This window comes from Bradyrhizobium sp. Cp5.3 (assembly GCF_000426265.1).
Lineage (GTDB): Bacteria > Pseudomonadota > Alphaproteobacteria > Rhizobiales > Xanthobacteraceae > Bradyrhizobium > Bradyrhizobium neotropicale.
Genome location: NZ_AUFA01000003.1, coordinates 113,319 through 129,276, shown reverse-complemented (window position 1 = coordinate 129,276; position 15,958 = coordinate 113,319). Strand labels below are relative to the sequence as shown.

Genomic DNA, 15,958 nt, shown 5'->3' with positions numbered 1-15,958 from the left:
TCCATGCCCGAGGGTCGCTCGCCCATCCTTGAACTGCAGGGCATCACGAAGAGCTTCGGCGGCGTCGAAGCGCTTCGTGGTGTCGACTTCGCGCTCTATCCCGGCGAGATCCACGGTCTCGTCGGCGAGAACGGCGCCGGAAAAAGCACGCTGATGAAGATCATCGCCGGCGTGCACACCGAATTCTCCGGCCGCTTCCTGATCGAGGGGCAGGAGACGCATTTCCGCTCGGCCCGCGACGCTCACGCGGCCGGCATTGCCATGGTGCACCAGGAGCTCAGCGTCGCACCCGACCTGACGGTCGCGGAAAACGTCTTCCTGGGCAATCAGCCGACCAACCGATTCGGCCTCGTGCAGTGGCGGCGCATGGCGCGCGAGGCCGGCGAGCAGCTCGCCCGCTTCGGCATCGACGTCGACCCGATGTCGCGGCTCGCCGATCTCCCGATCGGGCTCCAGCAGCTGATCGAGATCGCCCGTGTTCTGTTCTCGGGTGCGCGCATCGTCATCCTGGACGAGCCGACCTCCGCCCTCTCCCCGCCCGAGGTCGAGCGGCTCTTCTCTACACTCCGACGATTACGCGAGGAAGGCACCAGCATCGTCTTCATCTCGCATTTCATCGAGGACATCTTGCGCGTCTCCGACACGGTGACCGTGTTCCGCAACGGCCGGAAGGTCGCCGAGACCGCAGCCGCCGCGACCAGCAAGGGCGCTCTGATCGAGGCCATGATCGGCCGCGGCGGCGAAGCACTCGAGCACAGCTATACCGACGATCTGATGCTGCCGCGGCCCAGCGACAGCAAGGTGGTCCTGAAGGTCGACCAGCTTTCGCTGGCCCGCAGCCTCCAGGACGTTTCCTTCGAGGCGCGCGCCGGCGAGGTGCTCGGCATCTACGGTTTCATGGGTTGCGGGCAACAGGAACTCTCTCGCATCCTGTTCGGCAAGCTCAAACCGGACAGCGGCACGCTGGCCGTGGGCGGCACGCCAAAAACCTTTGCCAGCACCGCGGCGGCGCGGCGCGCGGGCGTGGCGCTGGTCCCGGAAAGCCGCCGCGCCATGTTGTTCCACCAGGAGCCGGTCTACAAGAACATCTCGATCAGCATCCTGGATCGCATCTCCGCGCTGCTGCTCAAGCCGGTGCAGGAGCGCGACATTGCCAAGCGCCAGGTCGAGCAGTTGCAGATCAGGCCGCCCGTCGTCGGCCTCGACCTCGGCATGCTATCCGGTGGCAACCAGCAGAAGGTCGCGCTGGCGAAATGGCTGACCTATCCGCCCAAGCTGCTGGTCCTGTGCGAGCCGACCCGCGGCATGGATGTCGGCGCCAAGAACGACGTCATCAACATCGTCCGCGACCTCCGCGCCAAGGGTCTTGCCGTCATCGTGCTGTCGACCGAGCCGGAGACGGTGCTCTCGCTGGCCGACCGTATCCTGGTGCTCAAGCGTGGCGCGCTGGTGCGGGAATTTGCCAACGAGCCGGTCAGCAAGGACCGCCTGCTGGAGGCGGCGTGACGGAGAAGCACAATGGCGAGCAGTGAGACGGTTCCAGCGGCGGCTCAGCGGGCGCGCGGCCTTGCACCTTTCCTGCGCTCGCAGATGCGCAACATCGCACCGTTCCTCACCCTGATCTTCCTGTCCGGCTTCTTCGCCTTCGCCAGCCCCTCCTTCGCGACGCTCGACAATCTCGGCAACATCCTGACGCAGGTGTCGGTGACCGGCATCATCGCGGTTGGGCTCACCTTCGTGATCCTCTGCGCCGAGATCGATCTGTCGATCGCCAGCATCGCCAACGTCACCGGCATCGCGGTCGCCTACTTCACGCTGCAGGAATCCTACGTCAACATCGCCAACGTGCCCTTGCCCGGCGTCGCCGCAATCCTGCTGTCAATCCTGCTCTGCGCCCTGCTCGGGCTCGTCAATGCGCTGGGACTGACCGTGATCGGCATCCCCTCCTTCATCATGACGCTGGCGATGATGCAGATCGCGGCCGGCATCTCCGCGCTGCTGGTGCGTGGCCAGATCGCCTACAAGGTGCCCGATCTGATCGCGACGCTCGGCTCCGGCTCGATCGGCGGCATTCCGTGGATCGTCGTCGTCGCCGCGGTGATGCTGCTCGGCGGCCATCTGGTGCTGACCTACACGCGCTTCGGCCGCTACGTCTACATGGTGGGCGGCAACCGCGAGGCGGCTGAATATTCCGGACTCAACGTCAAGCTCATCCTCGGCGCGGTAATGGTGATCTCGGCGGTGTGCTCCGGCATCGGCGGCATGCTGGGTGTGGCCCATTTCGGCAGCGCGCAGCAGAACGAGTTCGACACCTACCTGCTCGATTCCATCGCCGCCGTCGTTGTCGGCGGCACCAGCCTGTTCGGCGGCCGCGGCGGCATCGGCAACACCATCGTCGGCCTGTTCGTGCTTGGCGTCCTCAACAACGGACTCGACCACGTCAACATCGACAGCTTCCGGAAGATCCTGATCCGCGGCCTGATCCTGCTGGCGGCGCTGATCATCAACGTCTATGCTCAGCGGCTGCGGGAGAAGGCGGCGGAGTAGATGGACGTTCTTACGGTGGCGGTTGAGGGGCCTTTCTCCCCACGTGAGATCGGCGAGATACCTGTACCCCCTCACCCGGATCGCAAGAGCGATCCGACCCCTCCCCGCAAGCGGGGAGAGGTGCAAGGGACGGCGCGATACCCGCACCCAAAAAAATCTCGAAAACAACCCCATGCAAAGTGGAAATCGCTCAACAATCCGTCACGATGTGACTTTACCCTCGCCGTGAAGGCGTTTGACACGTCGGGCAAAACAGGAGCACAACTCCATCATGGCACCGATCGCGTGTCTGGAGCGTTAAGCTCAAGCCGGGCACGCCCGGCTGTGTCGTCGACAGCAGACCTATTGTGCTCAGCTAGAACTTTGTCGTTCATGACTCACTTCAGACGTCATCCATTTCGCTATACGATTTGAAAGAGACTGCCGATGACGGAAGCGCGAGAGCGCTTTCGGCAAGAGCGACCTCGGAGGTTTCCCGTGGTCCCCAAGAGAGCTCACAGATCTTTTCGCTACAAAGCCAAGACCGCTTGGACCTCCACAAGGCACGGGGCACTTTCGGCCACCGGAAAATCTTCGCAAAGTGGACGACCGCGCCTGGTTCCTGGCGGATCCTCAATGACGCTAGTCCGCACGGTAACGATTGTCGTGGCACTGGGTGCAACTTGGGCAGGCGCCGCAGACATTGGTTATCTGAGCCCACCAGGCTTCCCTGCAAAGGAGTTTCCTTCACCTCGGCGTCCGGTTGCGCCGATCGCCAGCCTGAGCCGCTCAGCCGATGAGCACCGCGACTCCCTGAATGAGGTCGGCGAGGTCGCACGCCTTCTTGAGCTGAAACCAGGCATGACGATCGGCGATATCGGCGCAGGTAGCGGCTACTACTCGGTCCGTCTCTCACACCTCGTCGGCCCCAGCGGCTCCGTCGTCGCCCAGGACGTCATGCGGGATTACCTCGTCGAGCTCCATACGCGAACGGACCAACTGGGGCTGACAAACGTCACATTCGCGATGGGCGAACCACACGACCCCCGCCTCCCCACTTCCTCGCTGGATGCCGCCATCCTCGGGCACATGTATCATGAGATAGCCCAGCCCTATGCCTTCCTCTACAATCTCACGCCCGCCCTGAAGCCGGGCGCGCAGATCGGAATTGTCGACTTCGAGCGTCCGATCTCAAAGCATGGCACGCCGATTGAGCTATTGCGCTGCGAACTGACCGCCGTTGACTATCGCGAGGTCGCGACATATCAGCTCGCGGGCGATGGCGGATACTTGGCGGTGTTCGTTCCACCGCAAGCAGCGGATCGAAAATCTCCCGGCGATATCGTTGCTTGCGCGCATCGTGCTGGCTCTCGCTGATTATGGTTGCTGGATGTTCCGCGAATTAGAACTGAAGAAACTCTGAAACAGGACGTCAACTTGGTTCCGTGCGAACAAGGCGTTTTTGGCTCCAGCGAGTGGGAGCTCGATCTTTCGACGCGCCAGTTGCGCGCCAATGGCGTCACCGTTTCGATCGGCAGCCGCGCTTTCGAGATCGTCGAGACGTTGGTGAGATCAGATGGCCAGCTCGTGACCAAGGACGAACTCGTGAGGCACACCTGGCCGGGCGCCACCATCGTTGAAGATGGCACGATCCGGGTTCATATTTCGGCCATCCGCAAAGCGCTTGGCGCGGATCGGGGTATCCTGCAAACAGTGTCCGGTCGCGGTTATCGCCTGCTCGGCAACTGGACGATCCGGCAGGACCGTGCGCCTGCCGAGCCTGAGCAAGCGACAGCGTCGCCAACTTCGTTTCGGACAAATGTTCCGATAGCGGCAAGCGCGCTCGTCGGTCGAGAATCGGCGGTGCAGCACCTATGCAATCTCGCCTCTGCTTACCGTGCGGTGACGCTGACGGGACCCGGCGGGATCGGGAAGACCGTGTTGGCATCCGAGGTGGCCCGAAGGCTCTTTGCGACCATCGCCAGTGACGTCTTCTTCGTCGAACTGGCCTCACTGTCGGATCCCGCCTTGGTGCCGTCCACAGCGGCGAGCGTGCTGGGGCTTCAATTGGGTAGCGACGATATCACGCCGGCTTCGGTCGCCCGGGCCATCGGCAAGAGGAAGGTGCTGCTGGTCGTCGACAATTGCGAGCACGTCATCGATGCTGCGGCGGAGTTGGCCGAGACTCTCCTTCACCGATGCCCACATACGACACTGCTGGCGACCAGCCGGGAGGTGCTCCGGATTGAGGGTGAGTTCGTTTACCACGTCGCCCCGCTGGACGTGCCATCGCAGCATCAGGAAGCATCGAGCGATGTTCTTGCACGCAGTGCCGTGCAACTGTTCATCGCAAGAATGGGCTCAGTGCAGGAAAACGTCCTGGCCCAGGACGAGAACCTTCCGGCGATCGGATCAATCGTTCGACGGCTGGACGGCATTCCACTTGCCATCGAGCTTGCCGCAGCGCGCGCCGCCACGTTTGGCATCCAGGACGTCGCCGCCCGTCTCGACGATCGCTTCGCGTTGCTCACGGGCGCTCGGCGTACGGCGCTGCCACGGCATCAGACGCTCCGCGCGACGCTCGATTGGAGCTACAAGCTCCTGCCCGAGACAGAGCGGGTGCTGCTGCATTGCCTCGCGATCTTCGTCGGCCCGTTTTCGGTGGACGCGGCCTCCGCGGTTGCGAGCATGACCGAGGCGGATCTTGTCGACAGGATCGGCGGTCTTGTCGCCAAATCATTGCTCCTGAAAGTCGAGAACTCCGTCGGCCCGCAGTTCCGCCTGCTGGAAATGACGCGCGCCTATGCTTTCGACCGGCTCTCCGAGAGCGGCGCCTTTGCTGAAGTGGCCCGCCGTCACGCCGAGTATTTTCTGAAGGTACTGGGCCAGGCCGAAGTCGAAGCACAGTCGTCCGGTCAACGTCCTGCCGCGTCCGGCCGCCGTGCCGATGAGATTCACGCGGCACTGGATTGGGCATTCTCCGGCGCGGGGGATCCGTCGCTCGGGGTGGCGCTGACGATCGCGGCCGTTCCTTTGTGGTTCGACCTGTCCCGACCGACGGTCGCCCGTGGTCGTATCGAACAAGCTCTGCCCCATGCCGAGATGGGCGGCGATGACGAAATGCAACTGCGCATCGCCCTGGGTTATTCGTTTTGGTACCTTGGCCCAGCTACGCACGCCATCGGAGCGAACTTTGCGCGTGCGCTGGAAATCGCCGAACGCATCGGCGCCGTTGCGGTGCAGACCAGGGCATTGTGGGGACTATGGGCGGCGCATCGCGGCAGGGAGGATCATCGTGCCGCGCTCGACGTCGCGCTTCGCTTCGCGGATGCTGCCCGCAAGGCGGGCGATCTCGGCGCCACCCATCTCGCCGACCGCGTCATTGCTCTGACCCATCATCTGCTGGGTCATCAACAACTCGCGCAGGAATGGACTGAACGTACGCTCCGCCAGCCGCACCGCCTCGCCCCGTCGATGGGCATGGGTTATCAGGTCGAAACACCAGTTGCGATGCAGGCTCTGCTGGCTCGCATCTTGTGGATTCGGGGATTCCCGGATCAGGCGTTGGCGGCGGCGGCGGCGGCGACGTCGGCCGCAGGCGCGACTGGACACTCGTTCGCCCTCGCCTATGCATTGGCTTTTGCGGGCTTGCCGGTGGCGCTGTGGACCGGCGCGCCCGAGGCGGGACGGCTGCTCGATATGTTTGCCACACACGCCGGTGGAAATCGGAACCTGGAAGAATGGCGGCTGTGCTATGCACGAGCGCTCGAATTTCGGCAGGGCAGCGAGGGTGAGGCGTTGATCGCATCGTTTGTCGAACCGCGTGTGGACCCGTCGCGGATCGCGCCGTTCGCGGATCGGCCGATCGGGACGCACATCCTGGTGCCGCCGCCAGGCGAGCCGCCGGTCGACCTGCCCTGGAGTGCGCCGGAGCTGCTTCGGGTCGATGCCATGTTGCTGCTCTGGCATCGCGCGCCAGGGGCCGATGACGCCGCGGAAGCCAAGTTGCTCCGCGCCCTGGAAGTGGCCGGCGCGCAGTCGGCATTGTCGTGGGAGCTGCGTGCCGTGATGAGCCTTGCACTGTTGTGGCAGCGTCACGGCCGAACCGTTGAGGCGCGCGATCGGCTGGTCGCGACATACGAAAAATTCACCGAAGGGTTCGGCACCCGCGACCTGGTCCAGGCGAGAAGCCTGATCGCGGACCTGGAATCGGACAAGACATCGGCATGACGCGGACGCCAACCGCCGCCGTCGTGATCCCATCTAGGGATGTCCACCCTCGGTCGAGACTAATGCCGTCTGACCGGCAATCTCGTCAGCTCGCCAGCACCGAACCGAGTGCCCGTCGGGACGCATTTCAAGCGATGGACTGGGCTCGCGGCGACAAACGGCCTCGGCGTAACGACAGCGAGGGCTGAACGCGCATCCGTTCGGCGGATTGAGCGGATTGGGGAGGTCACCCCCTGTCGTCGCGAGCGGTGCATGGCGCAGCGGATCGGGGATGGCGGAGATCAGGGCTTGCGTATACGGGTGCGCCGGCCGTTCGAAGATTTCCCGCCAGTCGCCATTCTCCACGATGCGGCCGAGATACATCACGGCGACCCTGTCGCTCATATGTTCGACGACGCCGAGATCGTGGCTGATCATGATGTATGAGAGACCGAGAGTTTCCTTCAATTCCAGCAGCAGATTGATGATCTGGGCGCGGATAGACACATCGAGCGCCGATACCGGTTCGTCGCAGATGACGATCCTGGGATTGAGGATCAGCGCGCGCGCGATGCCGATACGCTGGCGCTGGCCACCCGAGAATTCGTGCGGGTAGCGGCCGGCCTGTTCGGGCCGCAAGCCCACATGCCGCAGCATCGTCGCAACGCGCTCCTCGATCTCGCTTGCGGCGGTCACGCCATGCACGCGCAGGGGATCTTCAAGCGTGCGACGTACGGTCTGGCGTGGATTGAGCGAAGCGTAGGGATCCTGGAAGACCATTTGGACGATGCGGGCCAATGACTTTCGATCGCCGGATTGCCGGCCCGTCACGACCTGTCCGCCCACCTCGATGCGGCCGCGCGTCGGCGTCAAGAGACCAAGGATCGACAATGCGACCGTCGACTTGCCAGAGCCGGACTCGCCGACGAGGCCAAGGCATTCGCCTCGCTTCAGCTTGAGATCGACACCGTCCACGGCACGGAGCAGCCGCCGGCCGCGGCCCAGCAAGCCGCCTCTCAGAGGAAAATGAACCGCAAGATCCTCGACGCTGAGAATGAGATCGTCGCCCGGCCTGCCCTGCGGCTCATGCATGGTGGTGACACCTCACCAGACCGCCAGCTTCCAGCAAATCCGTCTCCGGCGTGACGGTTCGGCAAATATCGGTCGCCCGCGCGCAGCGCGGGTTGAACCGGCACCCATCGGGGAAACTCGTGATCGCCGGGACGACGCCCGCGATCTCCTTGAGCCGGGTGCGGCCGAGCGCAGCACGACTACCGAGCCGCGGCAGCGAGGCGACCAGGCCTTGCGTATAGGGATGCGAGGGTGCCCGGAAGATATCGGCCGAGCCGCGCTCCTCGACGATGCGGCCGGCATACATGACGGCAACGCGGCGGCAGACATTGGCAACCAGGCCGAGATCGTGGCTGATCATCAGGATGGCCGTTCCCCTCTCGGCGCACAGGTTCCGCATCAGCTCGATGATTTCGGCCTGCACGGTCACGTCGAGGGCGGTCGTCGGCTCGTCAGCGATCAGAAGATCCGGGCCGCAAGCGAGCGCGATGGCGATCATTACGCGTTGACGCATGCCGCCGGACAGCTGGTGCGGGTAATCGTTCACGCGTCGCTCGGGCGCGGGGACGCGGACACTCGCCAGCGCCTCGACCGCCAGCTGGTTGGCTTCGCGCCAGCTTTTGCCCTTGTGCAGCACGAACATCTCGGCGATCTGCCGGCCTACGGGCGAGACGGGGTTCAACGCCGTCATCGGCTCCTGGAAGATCATGGCGATGCGATTACCTCGCAGCTCTCGCTGCCCGGCGGCGGAGAGCCGCTGGATCTCCCGCCCCTCAAACCGGATGACGCCGCCGCCGATCGACAGCGGTTGCCGCAACAGGCCGATCAAAGCCAGCGCCGTGATGCTCTTGCCGCAGCCGGATTCGCCGACGAGGCCGAAGGTCTCGCCGCGATCGATGCGGAATGAAATGCCCTCGGCCGCCGCAACGCACCTCGATCCATCGTCGAGATCGATGCGTAGATCCTCGACTTCGATCAGCGGCGCGCCCGTCATGTCCGCCGGCTCCGCGATTGTGGGTCGAGAATGTCGCGCAGGCCATCGCCGAGCAAATTGAGCCCGAGTACGGTCAGGAAGATGGCAAGGCCCGGAAACACGGAGAGCCACGGCGCCGTCGTGATCTGGTCGCGGGCGTCCGACAACATGCTGCCCCAGCTCGGAAAAGGCGGGCGCACGCCGAGACCGAGGAACGATAATGCGGCTTCGGACAACACCGCGCTGCCCATGCCCAGTGTGCCGATGACGACGATCGGCCCGAGCATGTTCGGCAGGAGCTGCGTGATCATGATCCGCAGATCGCCGTAGCCGAGCACGGTCGCCGCCTGCACATAGCCCTGGCTCCTCAGCGACAGCGCCGAGGCCCGTGCAATCCGGCACGTAAAGGACCAGTTGGTCAGGCCGAGTGCGATCAGCAGGCTGGTCAGGCCGGGGCCCAGCACCGCCATGATGGCGAGCGCGAAGATCAGCGAAGGAATCGCGAGCATGAGATTGGTCAGGGCGTTGACGACATCGTCCCACCAGCCGCCCCAATAGCCGGCGCTCAGGCCAAGGGCCACGCCGATCACGCTGTTGATGAGCTGCGAGACGATGCCGACCGTCAGCGAGACGCGTGCGCCGTACACGACGCGGGAATAGATGTCGCGGCCCTGGTCGTCGGTCCCGAACCACCAGGTCCAGCTCGGAGGCTCTTCCGCGTTCAGCAGGTTGGCGTCCAGGACGGGATCGGTGTGCGCCAGCCAGGGCGCGAGCAGGCCGACCAGGATCGCGAGCGCGAACAACGCGCCGCCGATGATGAGATTGGCGCGGAGCTTCATGCGTATCTGATCCTGGGATCAATCACGCCGTAGAGCACGTCGATCAGCAAGTTGATCGCGAGAAAGAACAGCACCACCACGAGAATGGAGCCCTGGACGGCCGGAATGTCGCGCTGCAGGACACTGTCGACGAGCAGCGAGCCGATGCCCGGCCAGGAGAACAATTTCTCAACCACGACCGCCTGCCCCATCAACGCGCCGAACTGCAGGCCGACGGTGGTGAGAATGATGACGAGCGCATTGCGCATCACGTGCCACTTCACCACCCGGGTCTCGCTCATGCCCTTCGAGCGCGCGGTACGGACGAAATCGGCGGTCATGATCTCGAGGACGGCGGCGCGCGTCGTCCGGGCCAGCAGCGCCATCGGCGAGACGCCGAGTGTCACGGCGGGCAGGAGCAGATATTTCAGCCCCCCATCGCCATAGCCGAAACTCGGCAGCCAGCCGAGCTTCAACGCAAAAAGATACATCAGCACCAGTCCGAGCCAGAATTTGGCAATTGAAAGACCCGACACCGCCACGACCATCGCGGCACTGTCGACGAGACCGCCCGGCCGCAATGCGGCGATGAAGCCGAGCGGCACGCCGAGCACGATGGCAAACGCCATGGCTGTGAAGATCAATTGCAGTGTCGGCCATGCCCGTTTGGCGATCATGGTCGTGACCGGCTCGCGCGTCCGGAACGACGTCCCGAAATCGCCGGTGGCGAGCTTGGCGATGTAGACGCCGAAACGCACATAGACGGGATCGTCGAGGCCGAGCTGCTTCTTCATGCGCAGTTCGACCTGAGGATCGGCGTCGTCGCTCATGGTCGAGACGATGCTGCCGGGAACGACGCTGAACAGCACGAAGACCAGCAGCACGACAGCGAGCACGGTCGGAATAGTTTGCAGGAGTCGACGGATCAGGAAGGAGAGCATCGGCACTTTCTTCCCTCCCCCCATCGCTTATTGCGATGAAGGGAGCACGACAATGCGTGTCACTTCGCGGGCGAGGTCTCGTCGATCCATAGGTCCTCGACGTTCTGATGGGTCAGCTCCGTCGCATTCAGCTGAATCCCCTTGAGCCACGGCTGCACCGCCATGACCGCCTTGTTGTAGTTGAAGAACCAGACCGGCGCCTCTTCATAGAGCAGGGCATTCGCCTTTTGCAGAAGCTGGCCGCGCTTTGCGGCGTCGTCGGCCTGCCCTGCCTCATCGATCAGCTTGTCGAACTCGGCATTCTTGTAGTTCATGTAGTTGCAGGCCGATTGCGGCATCGACGAGTGGAAGCATTTCAGCGCCGCCTGGGGATCCGGGCCGCTCTGCTGGGAATAGATAAAGGCCTGATAATCGCCGGTGCGGATCACCTCCGACAGCACCGCGGTCTCGACCTGCTTGACCTTCGCCTTGATGCCGACCTTGTCCAGCATCGGGATGACGGCCGCGACGATCGGCAAGCCCCAGCTCTCATTCTGGCTGGTGGTCCATTCGAACTCGAAGCCCGCGGGATAGCCCGCTTCAGTGAGCAGCTGCTTGGCCTTGGCGGGATCGTAGGGGTACGGCTTCATGCTCTTGTCGTAGAGCGGCGAGGTCAGCGGCAGCCAGCTTGTAGCGCGATAGGCCTTGCCCTTGACCAGCTTGTTGATGATCAGGTCGGTATCGATCGCGTAGTTGATCGCCTGCCGGACGCGCTTGTCGGCGAACGGCTTGAATGCGGGATTCATCCCCATGTAACGGGTGAAGACCTCGGCGACTTCGACGATGGTGCCCTTGAGGTCCGGGTCGGCCTGATAGGCGACATACTGCGCGGGCCCGAGCACCGAGGTGTCGGTCTCCTTGTTGCGGAAGGCGACATCGCGTGCAGCGGCCTCGCCCATGACCGACACGACGAGCTTGTCGGCATAGGGCTTGCCGGGCTTGTAGAACCGGTCCCACCGCTCCAGAACGATGCGCGATCCCGGCACGTGCTCGACAAACTTGAATGGCCCAAGACCGATCGGTTTCTGGAGAAAACTTTCCTTGGCGGCCTCGTCCGCAGGATAGATCGAGGTCAGCGCGGTGAAGAAGTAGAAGCCCGGATCGATTTTCTCCGTCAGCTTCATTTCGAGGGTGAAGTCGTCGATCTTCTTCAAGCCGGATATTTCCTTGGCCTGGCCCTTCTCGACCGCGGCCGCGCCCTCGATCACACGGACAAAACGCGCACCGGGATAGGCCTTGGTGCCGTCCATGATGCGGTTGTAGGACCAGATGATGTCGTCGGCCGTCATCTTGCGGCCGTTGTGGAAATAGGCATCGTCGCGCAGCTTGAAGGTGTGAACGAGACCTCCGCCCGAGACCACGTCCTCCTTGGCAAGCTCCAGAACCGGCTTGCCTTCGGCGGAATTCCAGATGTAGAGCGACCGGTGCAAAGCCTTGGCGTAGATCTCGTCCTGGGCGCGCTGTGTGGTGTGAATGTCCAGGCTGGTGAAACTCGAGCCATAGGGCGCGGTCATGCGGATGGTTCCGCCCTTGCGCGGTGTCTGGGCCTCCGCCGAGGTGGCAAGCGCCAGTCCCAAACCCGCGACGATCGCCATCATCCTGAACATCATGTGTCCCCCAACAACGCAGGTGCAATCCGACAAGAGATTTGATCATTCGTCGCCCGTCGAAAGCAAGCTTCGTTTTGATGGCGACGGGGCGGTTCCTGAGGTGGCCCTTCGACGGAGACCTCGGGGTCAGGTTGCATCCCCCAGCGATGCAAGCCGCCGATTGAGGCGGTGCGTCATCGAGCGACCGGGACCAGTGAACATTTTTCCTGATCAACGCGACCAAGCTCAGGATCGTTATCTGAGCTCCAAGGATCGCGAAAGAAATGGACCGCCGAACGCTAGGTATCTTGCTCGCCGGCACCCTGGTCGTCGCGACGGCTGCGATGGCGATGCCCGTCACGCCGGACCCGGCCCGGGACAGTTCGACTGACACCATCCAATTCGGCTGGTCCCACACCTCGCGGTCAAACGGGTATGTCGACGACACCTGGTGGGCGGTCAGGGACCGTTGCGCCCCGGACTATCTCGGTGAACGCCTGCTCTGCGATGCCGTCGGGGTTCTGGCACGGGCAACAAGCCGGACGTTCGAGGCCAAGATGTCCGAAGAGGCCGGTCTGCCGCTGCCAGCAGGCTGGGACCTGATGACAGCGAAGAATTCGCCTTTCATCAGGTCGGCTCACGTCGAGACGCCGCTCGATCCTAAAGCCGTGCTCGGCTTCTATCGCGCCGCACTCGGACAGCGCGGCTGGACCGAGAATGACGGTGCGGTGGTCGGACCGGAGCGGGCCGTGATCACCTTCACGACAACCGATGGAGCGGCGCTGCTCCGGCTTACCCGTCAGGGCGGCAAGACAATCGCGGACCTTTCACTGCGCAAGCCAGCGGTCGCAACGGCCGGCCTCCGGCCGAAGCCGGGGCAAGTGAGGCTGATGCTCGGCAACAAGACGGATGAAGCGGCGGTCATCACCGTCAACGAGAGGACCATCGAGCTGGCGGCGCACGCCGGCGAGAAGCTGGCGAACTCCGACGACGCGGCAGGCGAATTGCCGGACGACCAGAAGATCGATCTGCCGCCGGGCAAGTACAAGGTCACGCTCAAGGTCGAGGGCGGCGCGGCGCAGAACCGGGAGTTCGAGGTCGCGGCCAACGAGACCTGGGGTCTCCTGGTCGGTCCGGATGGCGCCCCGCTCTCGATGCGCCTCTATTAACGTTCCGCTTCCTCCCTCGTCATTGCGAGCGCAGCGAAGCAATCCAGACTGCCGCCGCGGCAAGATTCTGGATTGCTTCGCTGCGCTCGCAATGACGGAGCGTGCGGGTACGCCTCGCGCGACGTCTTCAGCCTGACAATTCCGGCTGCCAGTCCCGGAATTTTCGCGCGGCGCCGGTGACGTCCGCGATCGTCCGAAACGTCCCCGTCTCCACCATCATCGCACGTGCCAGCCGCACGGCGCGGGCTTCGCTGATCGCCCGCCGTTGCGGGTCCTCGATCAGCTCGAAATCGATGTTGTGGGCGAGGCCGAAAATGCGGCGGATGGTTTTTGCGGCAGCGAAGCCGACGGTATCGGCGAAGAGACGCTGCATGTAGGCCTGCCGTTCGGCCTCAAGCCACACCGCGCCCTTCTCGCCGACAAAGAGCGTGGCCGGATACGCATCGCCCGCGGCTTCAGTCCGCCAGAGTTCGAGGAACTTTCGTTCGAACTCGCTCCAGACTCTCTCGACCGTTTCGAGCACCCAAACCTCAAAGGAACGCCGCTCGCCCGGCGCGCGCTCATGGCCGGCGGAGGCGAAATAGGCCATCAGGAGATTGGCAATGACGGCGCCGACGTCGAACCCCATCGGGCCGTAGAATGCGAATTCGGGATCGATCACCCGTGTCTCGCTATCCGTGACCATGATCGAGCCGGTATGAAGATCGCCATGGAGCAGCGCCTCAGGGCTCGCCATGAACTTCAGGTTCAGCCGCGAGATGGCCACATGCAGCTCCATGTCCTCGCGCAGGCTCGCGGCCAGGACATCGAGGTAAGGCGCGGTCCAGCGGTTCTGCTCGGCGACGCGATAGGGATCGGTGAAGATCAAATCCTCGGTGATCTTGCACAGCGCATGATTGCCGGCGAAGGCCGCAATGGCCTCCTTCTTGTCCGCGGCGGCGAGCGCGAGGTCGGACGTGAAGAACAGCGTCCGCGCCATGAAGGTGGTGATGTCCTCGACGAAGCGCGGATAGTGCGTTGCCGCGATCAGCCCCTTGCGCATGATGATGTGGGGCTCCAGCAGCTCCATCACCGTCAGCGCCAACACCTCGTTGTGATGCAGCAACGCCGGCACGAGGCCGGGCGCCAGCTCAGCCTGCCGCGACAGCGCCAGATATTCGTAATGGGCCCGCGACAGCGGCAGCGGCCAGCTCTCGCCGACGAGGCGGACGTAAGGCAGCGCCTGCTTCACGGCGATGCCGCCGCGCGCACCCTTCACGATGAAGACGAGGTTGAGATTGCCGTCGCCGACCTCGGTGATCGACCAGGCGGCGGGCTGCCCGCCGAGGGCCGCCGCGAGGTCCGGCAGGCCCGCGAGATAATCCCGCAAGGCCGCCTCATGCAGAATCCGATAGCCCCCTGCCCGCCCCTGCGTCATGACGATCCCACCCCATTCTAAAACGCGATGTCATCGCGCTTTAGGTTGTTGTTTGAGCATGATCTTTTCGGAAAACCGCTTCGCGCTTTTCCGGATCATGCCTGTCATGGCCGGATCGTTACTCCCGCTCCAGGAAGCTCGAGCCGATCTCGGCCTTTCTTTTGATCGGATCGTAGTCGCAATAGACGCTGTCCGCCACCAGCGTGTAGCTGGCGCTGACGTTGTATTTGTCTGTTTTGACCGAGTTCAGCCCGATGACCGAGGTGCTTTTGCCGCCGTTCCATTTGAACGGCGTCGAGCTCTTGGCCTGCTCGCAGGCCATGACCGCCTCGTTGAAGACGTAGCCTTCGACGAACGCCTTGAGGGTCCGGGCCTGCACGGCGATCTTCCACTCGACATAGCCGATGGCACCGAGACCCGCGACGATCAGCACCAGAAGCGCAATGACGATCCTTTGAAAAGTCATTTGTCCCCCCAACAACGAACAAACTCTAGAACGGCATTCCCATCAATTTCGACAATCGTTCGATCGACAAATATCCGGCGTGGTAGGCCGCCATGCCGAGCGCAAAGATGATCGCCGAGATGATCGTGGTCCAGATCAGCTTGCTCCGCATGCCGGTCAGGATTGGTGCGCCAGGATCGGTGCCCGGCGCGCCCCCGCCGTCCTCGTGCTGGCTGCGAACGCCGAATGGCAGCGTCAAAAACAGCGCGATCCACCAGATGACGAAGTAGATCGCGAGCGCGGTTGATATCTGATAGGCCATGGGCCGGCCTTATGCCTGCTCGATCTCGACGAGCGCGCCGGAAAAGTCCTTGGGGTGCAGGAACAGCACCGGCTTGCCGTGCGCGCCGATTTTCGGCACGCCGTCGCCGAGCACCTGCGCGCCCTCCTTAACCAGCGCATCGCGCGAGGTGATGATGTCGACCACCTCGTAGCAGACGTGGTGGATGCCGCCGTCGGCATTGCGCTCGAGGAATTTTGCGATCGGCGAGCCCTCGCCATAGGGCTCGATGAACTCGATCTTGGTGTTGGGCAGGGTCACGAACACGGTGGTGACGCCATGCTCGGGCAGCGCGACGGCTTCCGATATCTGCGCCCCGAACGCGGCGCCGTAGATCTTGGCGGCCTTGACGGCATCCTTGGTCGCGATCGCGACATGGTTGAGCCGGCCCAGCATGGTTCTCTCCCTTCGCGCATGATCC

14 protein-coding genes are annotated in these 15,958 nt (G+C 63.6%); 5 read left to right on the top strand and 9 right to left on the bottom strand.

Annotation, left to right across the window (positions count from 1 at the left end; genetic code table 11):
* The first annotated feature begins 3 nt into the window (after positions 1-3).
* The 4 genes from K289_RS0105900 to K289_RS0105885 all read left to right on the top strand — a co-directional run bounded on the left by K289_RS0105900 (position 4) and on the right by K289_RS0105885 (position 6,756).
* Positions 4-1,506, top strand: a complete 1,503-nt coding sequence (locus tag K289_RS0105900) for a sugar ABC transporter ATP-binding protein (RefSeq protein ID WP_027550644.1) — start codon at positions 4-6, stop codon at positions 1,504-1,506.
* Between the two features lie 12 nt (positions 1,507-1,518).
* A complete protein-coding gene (locus tag K289_RS0105895) occupies positions 1,519-2,547 on the top strand; it encodes an ABC transporter permease (RefSeq protein WP_027550643.1) in 1,029 nt (342 codons plus the stop codon).
* 615 nt (positions 2,548-3,162) lie between these two features.
* Positions 3,163-3,903, top strand: coding sequence for a class I SAM-dependent methyltransferase (locus K289_RS0105890; RefSeq protein WP_027550642.1), 741 nt, complete (start codon positions 3,163-3,165; stop codon positions 3,901-3,903).
* 6 nt (positions 3,904-3,909) lie between these two features.
* Positions 3,910-6,756 (top strand): winged helix-turn-helix domain-containing protein, encoded by a 2,847-nt coding sequence (locus K289_RS0105885; protein ID WP_084788556.1) that lies wholly within the window; start codon positions 3,910-3,912, stop codon positions 6,754-6,756.
* 33 nt (positions 6,757-6,789) lie between these two features.
* Here K289_RS0105885 and K289_RS0105880 read toward each other — a convergent pair whose 3' ends face one another.
* From K289_RS0105880 to K289_RS0105860, 5 genes are read right to left on the bottom strand one after another with little or no spacing between them, the layout of a single operon-like run.
* Positions 6,790-7,827, bottom strand: coding sequence for an ABC transporter ATP-binding protein (locus tag K289_RS0105880; RefSeq protein WP_027550640.1), 1,038 nt, complete (start codon positions 7,825-7,827; stop codon positions 6,790-6,792).
* Complete coding sequence (locus K289_RS0105875; RefSeq protein ID WP_027550639.1) at positions 7,820-8,800, bottom strand: ABC transporter ATP-binding protein; 981 nt, start codon at positions 8,798-8,800, stop codon at positions 7,820-7,822. Before K289_RS0105875 ends, K289_RS0105880 begins: the two co-directional genes overlap by 8 nt.
* Positions 8,797-9,618: an ABC transporter permease gene (locus K289_RS0105870; protein WP_027550638.1), complete on the bottom strand. Its 822-nt coding sequence runs from the start codon at positions 9,616-9,618 to the stop codon at positions 8,797-8,799. Before K289_RS0105870 ends, K289_RS0105875 begins: the two co-directional genes overlap by 4 nt.
* Entirely contained in the window at positions 9,615-10,538 is a 924-nt protein-coding gene (locus tag K289_RS0105865; RefSeq protein ID WP_027550637.1) for an ABC transporter permease, read from the bottom strand. Before K289_RS0105865 ends, K289_RS0105870 begins: the two co-directional genes overlap by 4 nt.
* Before the next feature lie 59 nt (positions 10,539-10,597).
* Entirely contained in the window at positions 10,598-12,187 is a 1,590-nt protein-coding gene (locus K289_RS0105860) for an ABC transporter substrate-binding protein (RefSeq protein WP_027550636.1), read from the bottom strand.
* A gap of 263 nt (positions 12,188-12,450) precedes the next feature.
* On the opposite strand from K289_RS0105860, the gene K289_RS0105855 reads away from it, so the two are divergent.
* The gene (locus K289_RS0105855) at positions 12,451-13,335 is read left to right on the top strand and encodes a hypothetical protein (RefSeq protein ID WP_027550635.1); all 885 of its coding nucleotides are present in this window, start codon (positions 12,451-12,453) and stop codon (positions 13,333-13,335) included.
* Between the two features lie 127 nt (positions 13,336-13,462).
* Here the strand turns inward: K289_RS0105855 and mtnK are convergent, their stop codons facing one another.
* From mtnK to mce, 4 genes are all read right to left on the bottom strand, one after another.
* Entirely contained in the window at positions 13,463-14,752 is a 1,290-nt protein-coding gene (mtnK, locus tag K289_RS0105850; RefSeq protein ID WP_027550634.1) for an S-methyl-5-thioribose kinase, read from the bottom strand.
* A gap of 118 nt (positions 14,753-14,870) precedes the next feature.
* Entirely contained in the window at positions 14,871-15,218 is a 348-nt protein-coding gene (locus tag K289_RS0105845) for a hypothetical protein (protein ID WP_027550633.1), read from the bottom strand.
* Positions 15,219-15,243: 25 nt separating this feature from the next.
* Positions 15,244-15,519, bottom strand: coding sequence for a DUF1467 family protein (locus tag K289_RS0105840; RefSeq protein ID WP_027550632.1), 276 nt, complete (start codon positions 15,517-15,519; stop codon positions 15,244-15,246).
* 9 nt (positions 15,520-15,528) lie between these two features.
* Positions 15,529-15,933, bottom strand: coding sequence for a methylmalonyl-CoA epimerase (gene mce / locus K289_RS0105835; protein WP_027550631.1), 405 nt, complete (start codon positions 15,931-15,933; stop codon positions 15,529-15,531).
* Between the last annotated feature and the right edge of the window lie 25 nt (positions 15,934-15,958).

What these genes read in the sequence shown, in the direction of transcription:
- K289_RS0105875 (WP_027550639.1), bottom strand. Translation starts at nt 8,800, where the DNA reads ATGACGGGCGCGCCGCTGATCGAAGTCGAGGATCTACGCATCGATCTC.
- mce (WP_027550631.1), bottom strand. Translation starts at nt 15,933, where the DNA reads ATGCTGGGCCGGCTCAACCATGTCGCGATCGCGACCAAGGATGCCGTC.
- K289_RS0105900 (WP_027550644.1), top strand. Translation starts at nt 4, where the DNA reads ATGCCCGAGGGTCGCTCGCCCATCCTTGAACTGCAGGGCATCACGAAG.
- K289_RS0105855 (WP_027550635.1), top strand. Translation starts at nt 12,451, where the DNA reads ATGGACCGCCGAACGCTAGGTATCTTGCTCGCCGGCACCCTGGTCGTC.
- K289_RS0105870 (WP_027550638.1), bottom strand. Translation starts at nt 9,618, where the DNA reads ATGAAGCTCCGCGCCAATCTCATCATCGGCGGCGCGTTGTTCGCGCTC.
- mtnK (WP_027550634.1), bottom strand. Translation starts at nt 14,752, where the DNA reads ATGACGCAGGGGCGGGCAGGGGGCTATCGGATTCTGCATGAGGCGGCC.
- K289_RS0105880 (WP_027550640.1), bottom strand. Translation starts at nt 7,827, where the DNA reads ATGCATGAGCCGCAGGGCAGGCCGGGCGACGATCTCATTCTCAGCGTC.
- K289_RS0105895 (WP_027550643.1), top strand. Translation starts at nt 1,519, where the DNA reads ATGGCGAGCAGTGAGACGGTTCCAGCGGCGGCTCAGCGGGCGCGCGGC.
- K289_RS0105890 (WP_027550642.1), top strand. Translation starts at nt 3,163, where the DNA reads ATGACGCTAGTCCGCACGGTAACGATTGTCGTGGCACTGGGTGCAACT.
- K289_RS0105860 (WP_027550636.1), bottom strand. Translation starts at nt 12,187, where the DNA reads ATGATGTTCAGGATGATGGCGATCGTCGCGGGTTTGGGACTGGCGCTT.
- K289_RS0105865 (WP_027550637.1), bottom strand. Translation starts at nt 10,538, where the DNA reads ATGCTCTCCTTCCTGATCCGTCGACTCCTGCAAACTATTCCGACCGTG.
- K289_RS0105840 (WP_027550632.1), bottom strand. Translation starts at nt 15,519, where the DNA reads ATGGCCTATCAGATATCAACCGCGCTCGCGATCTACTTCGTCATCTGG.
- K289_RS0105845 (WP_027550633.1), bottom strand. Translation starts at nt 15,218, where the DNA reads ATGACTTTTCAAAGGATCGTCATTGCGCTTCTGGTGCTGATCGTCGCG.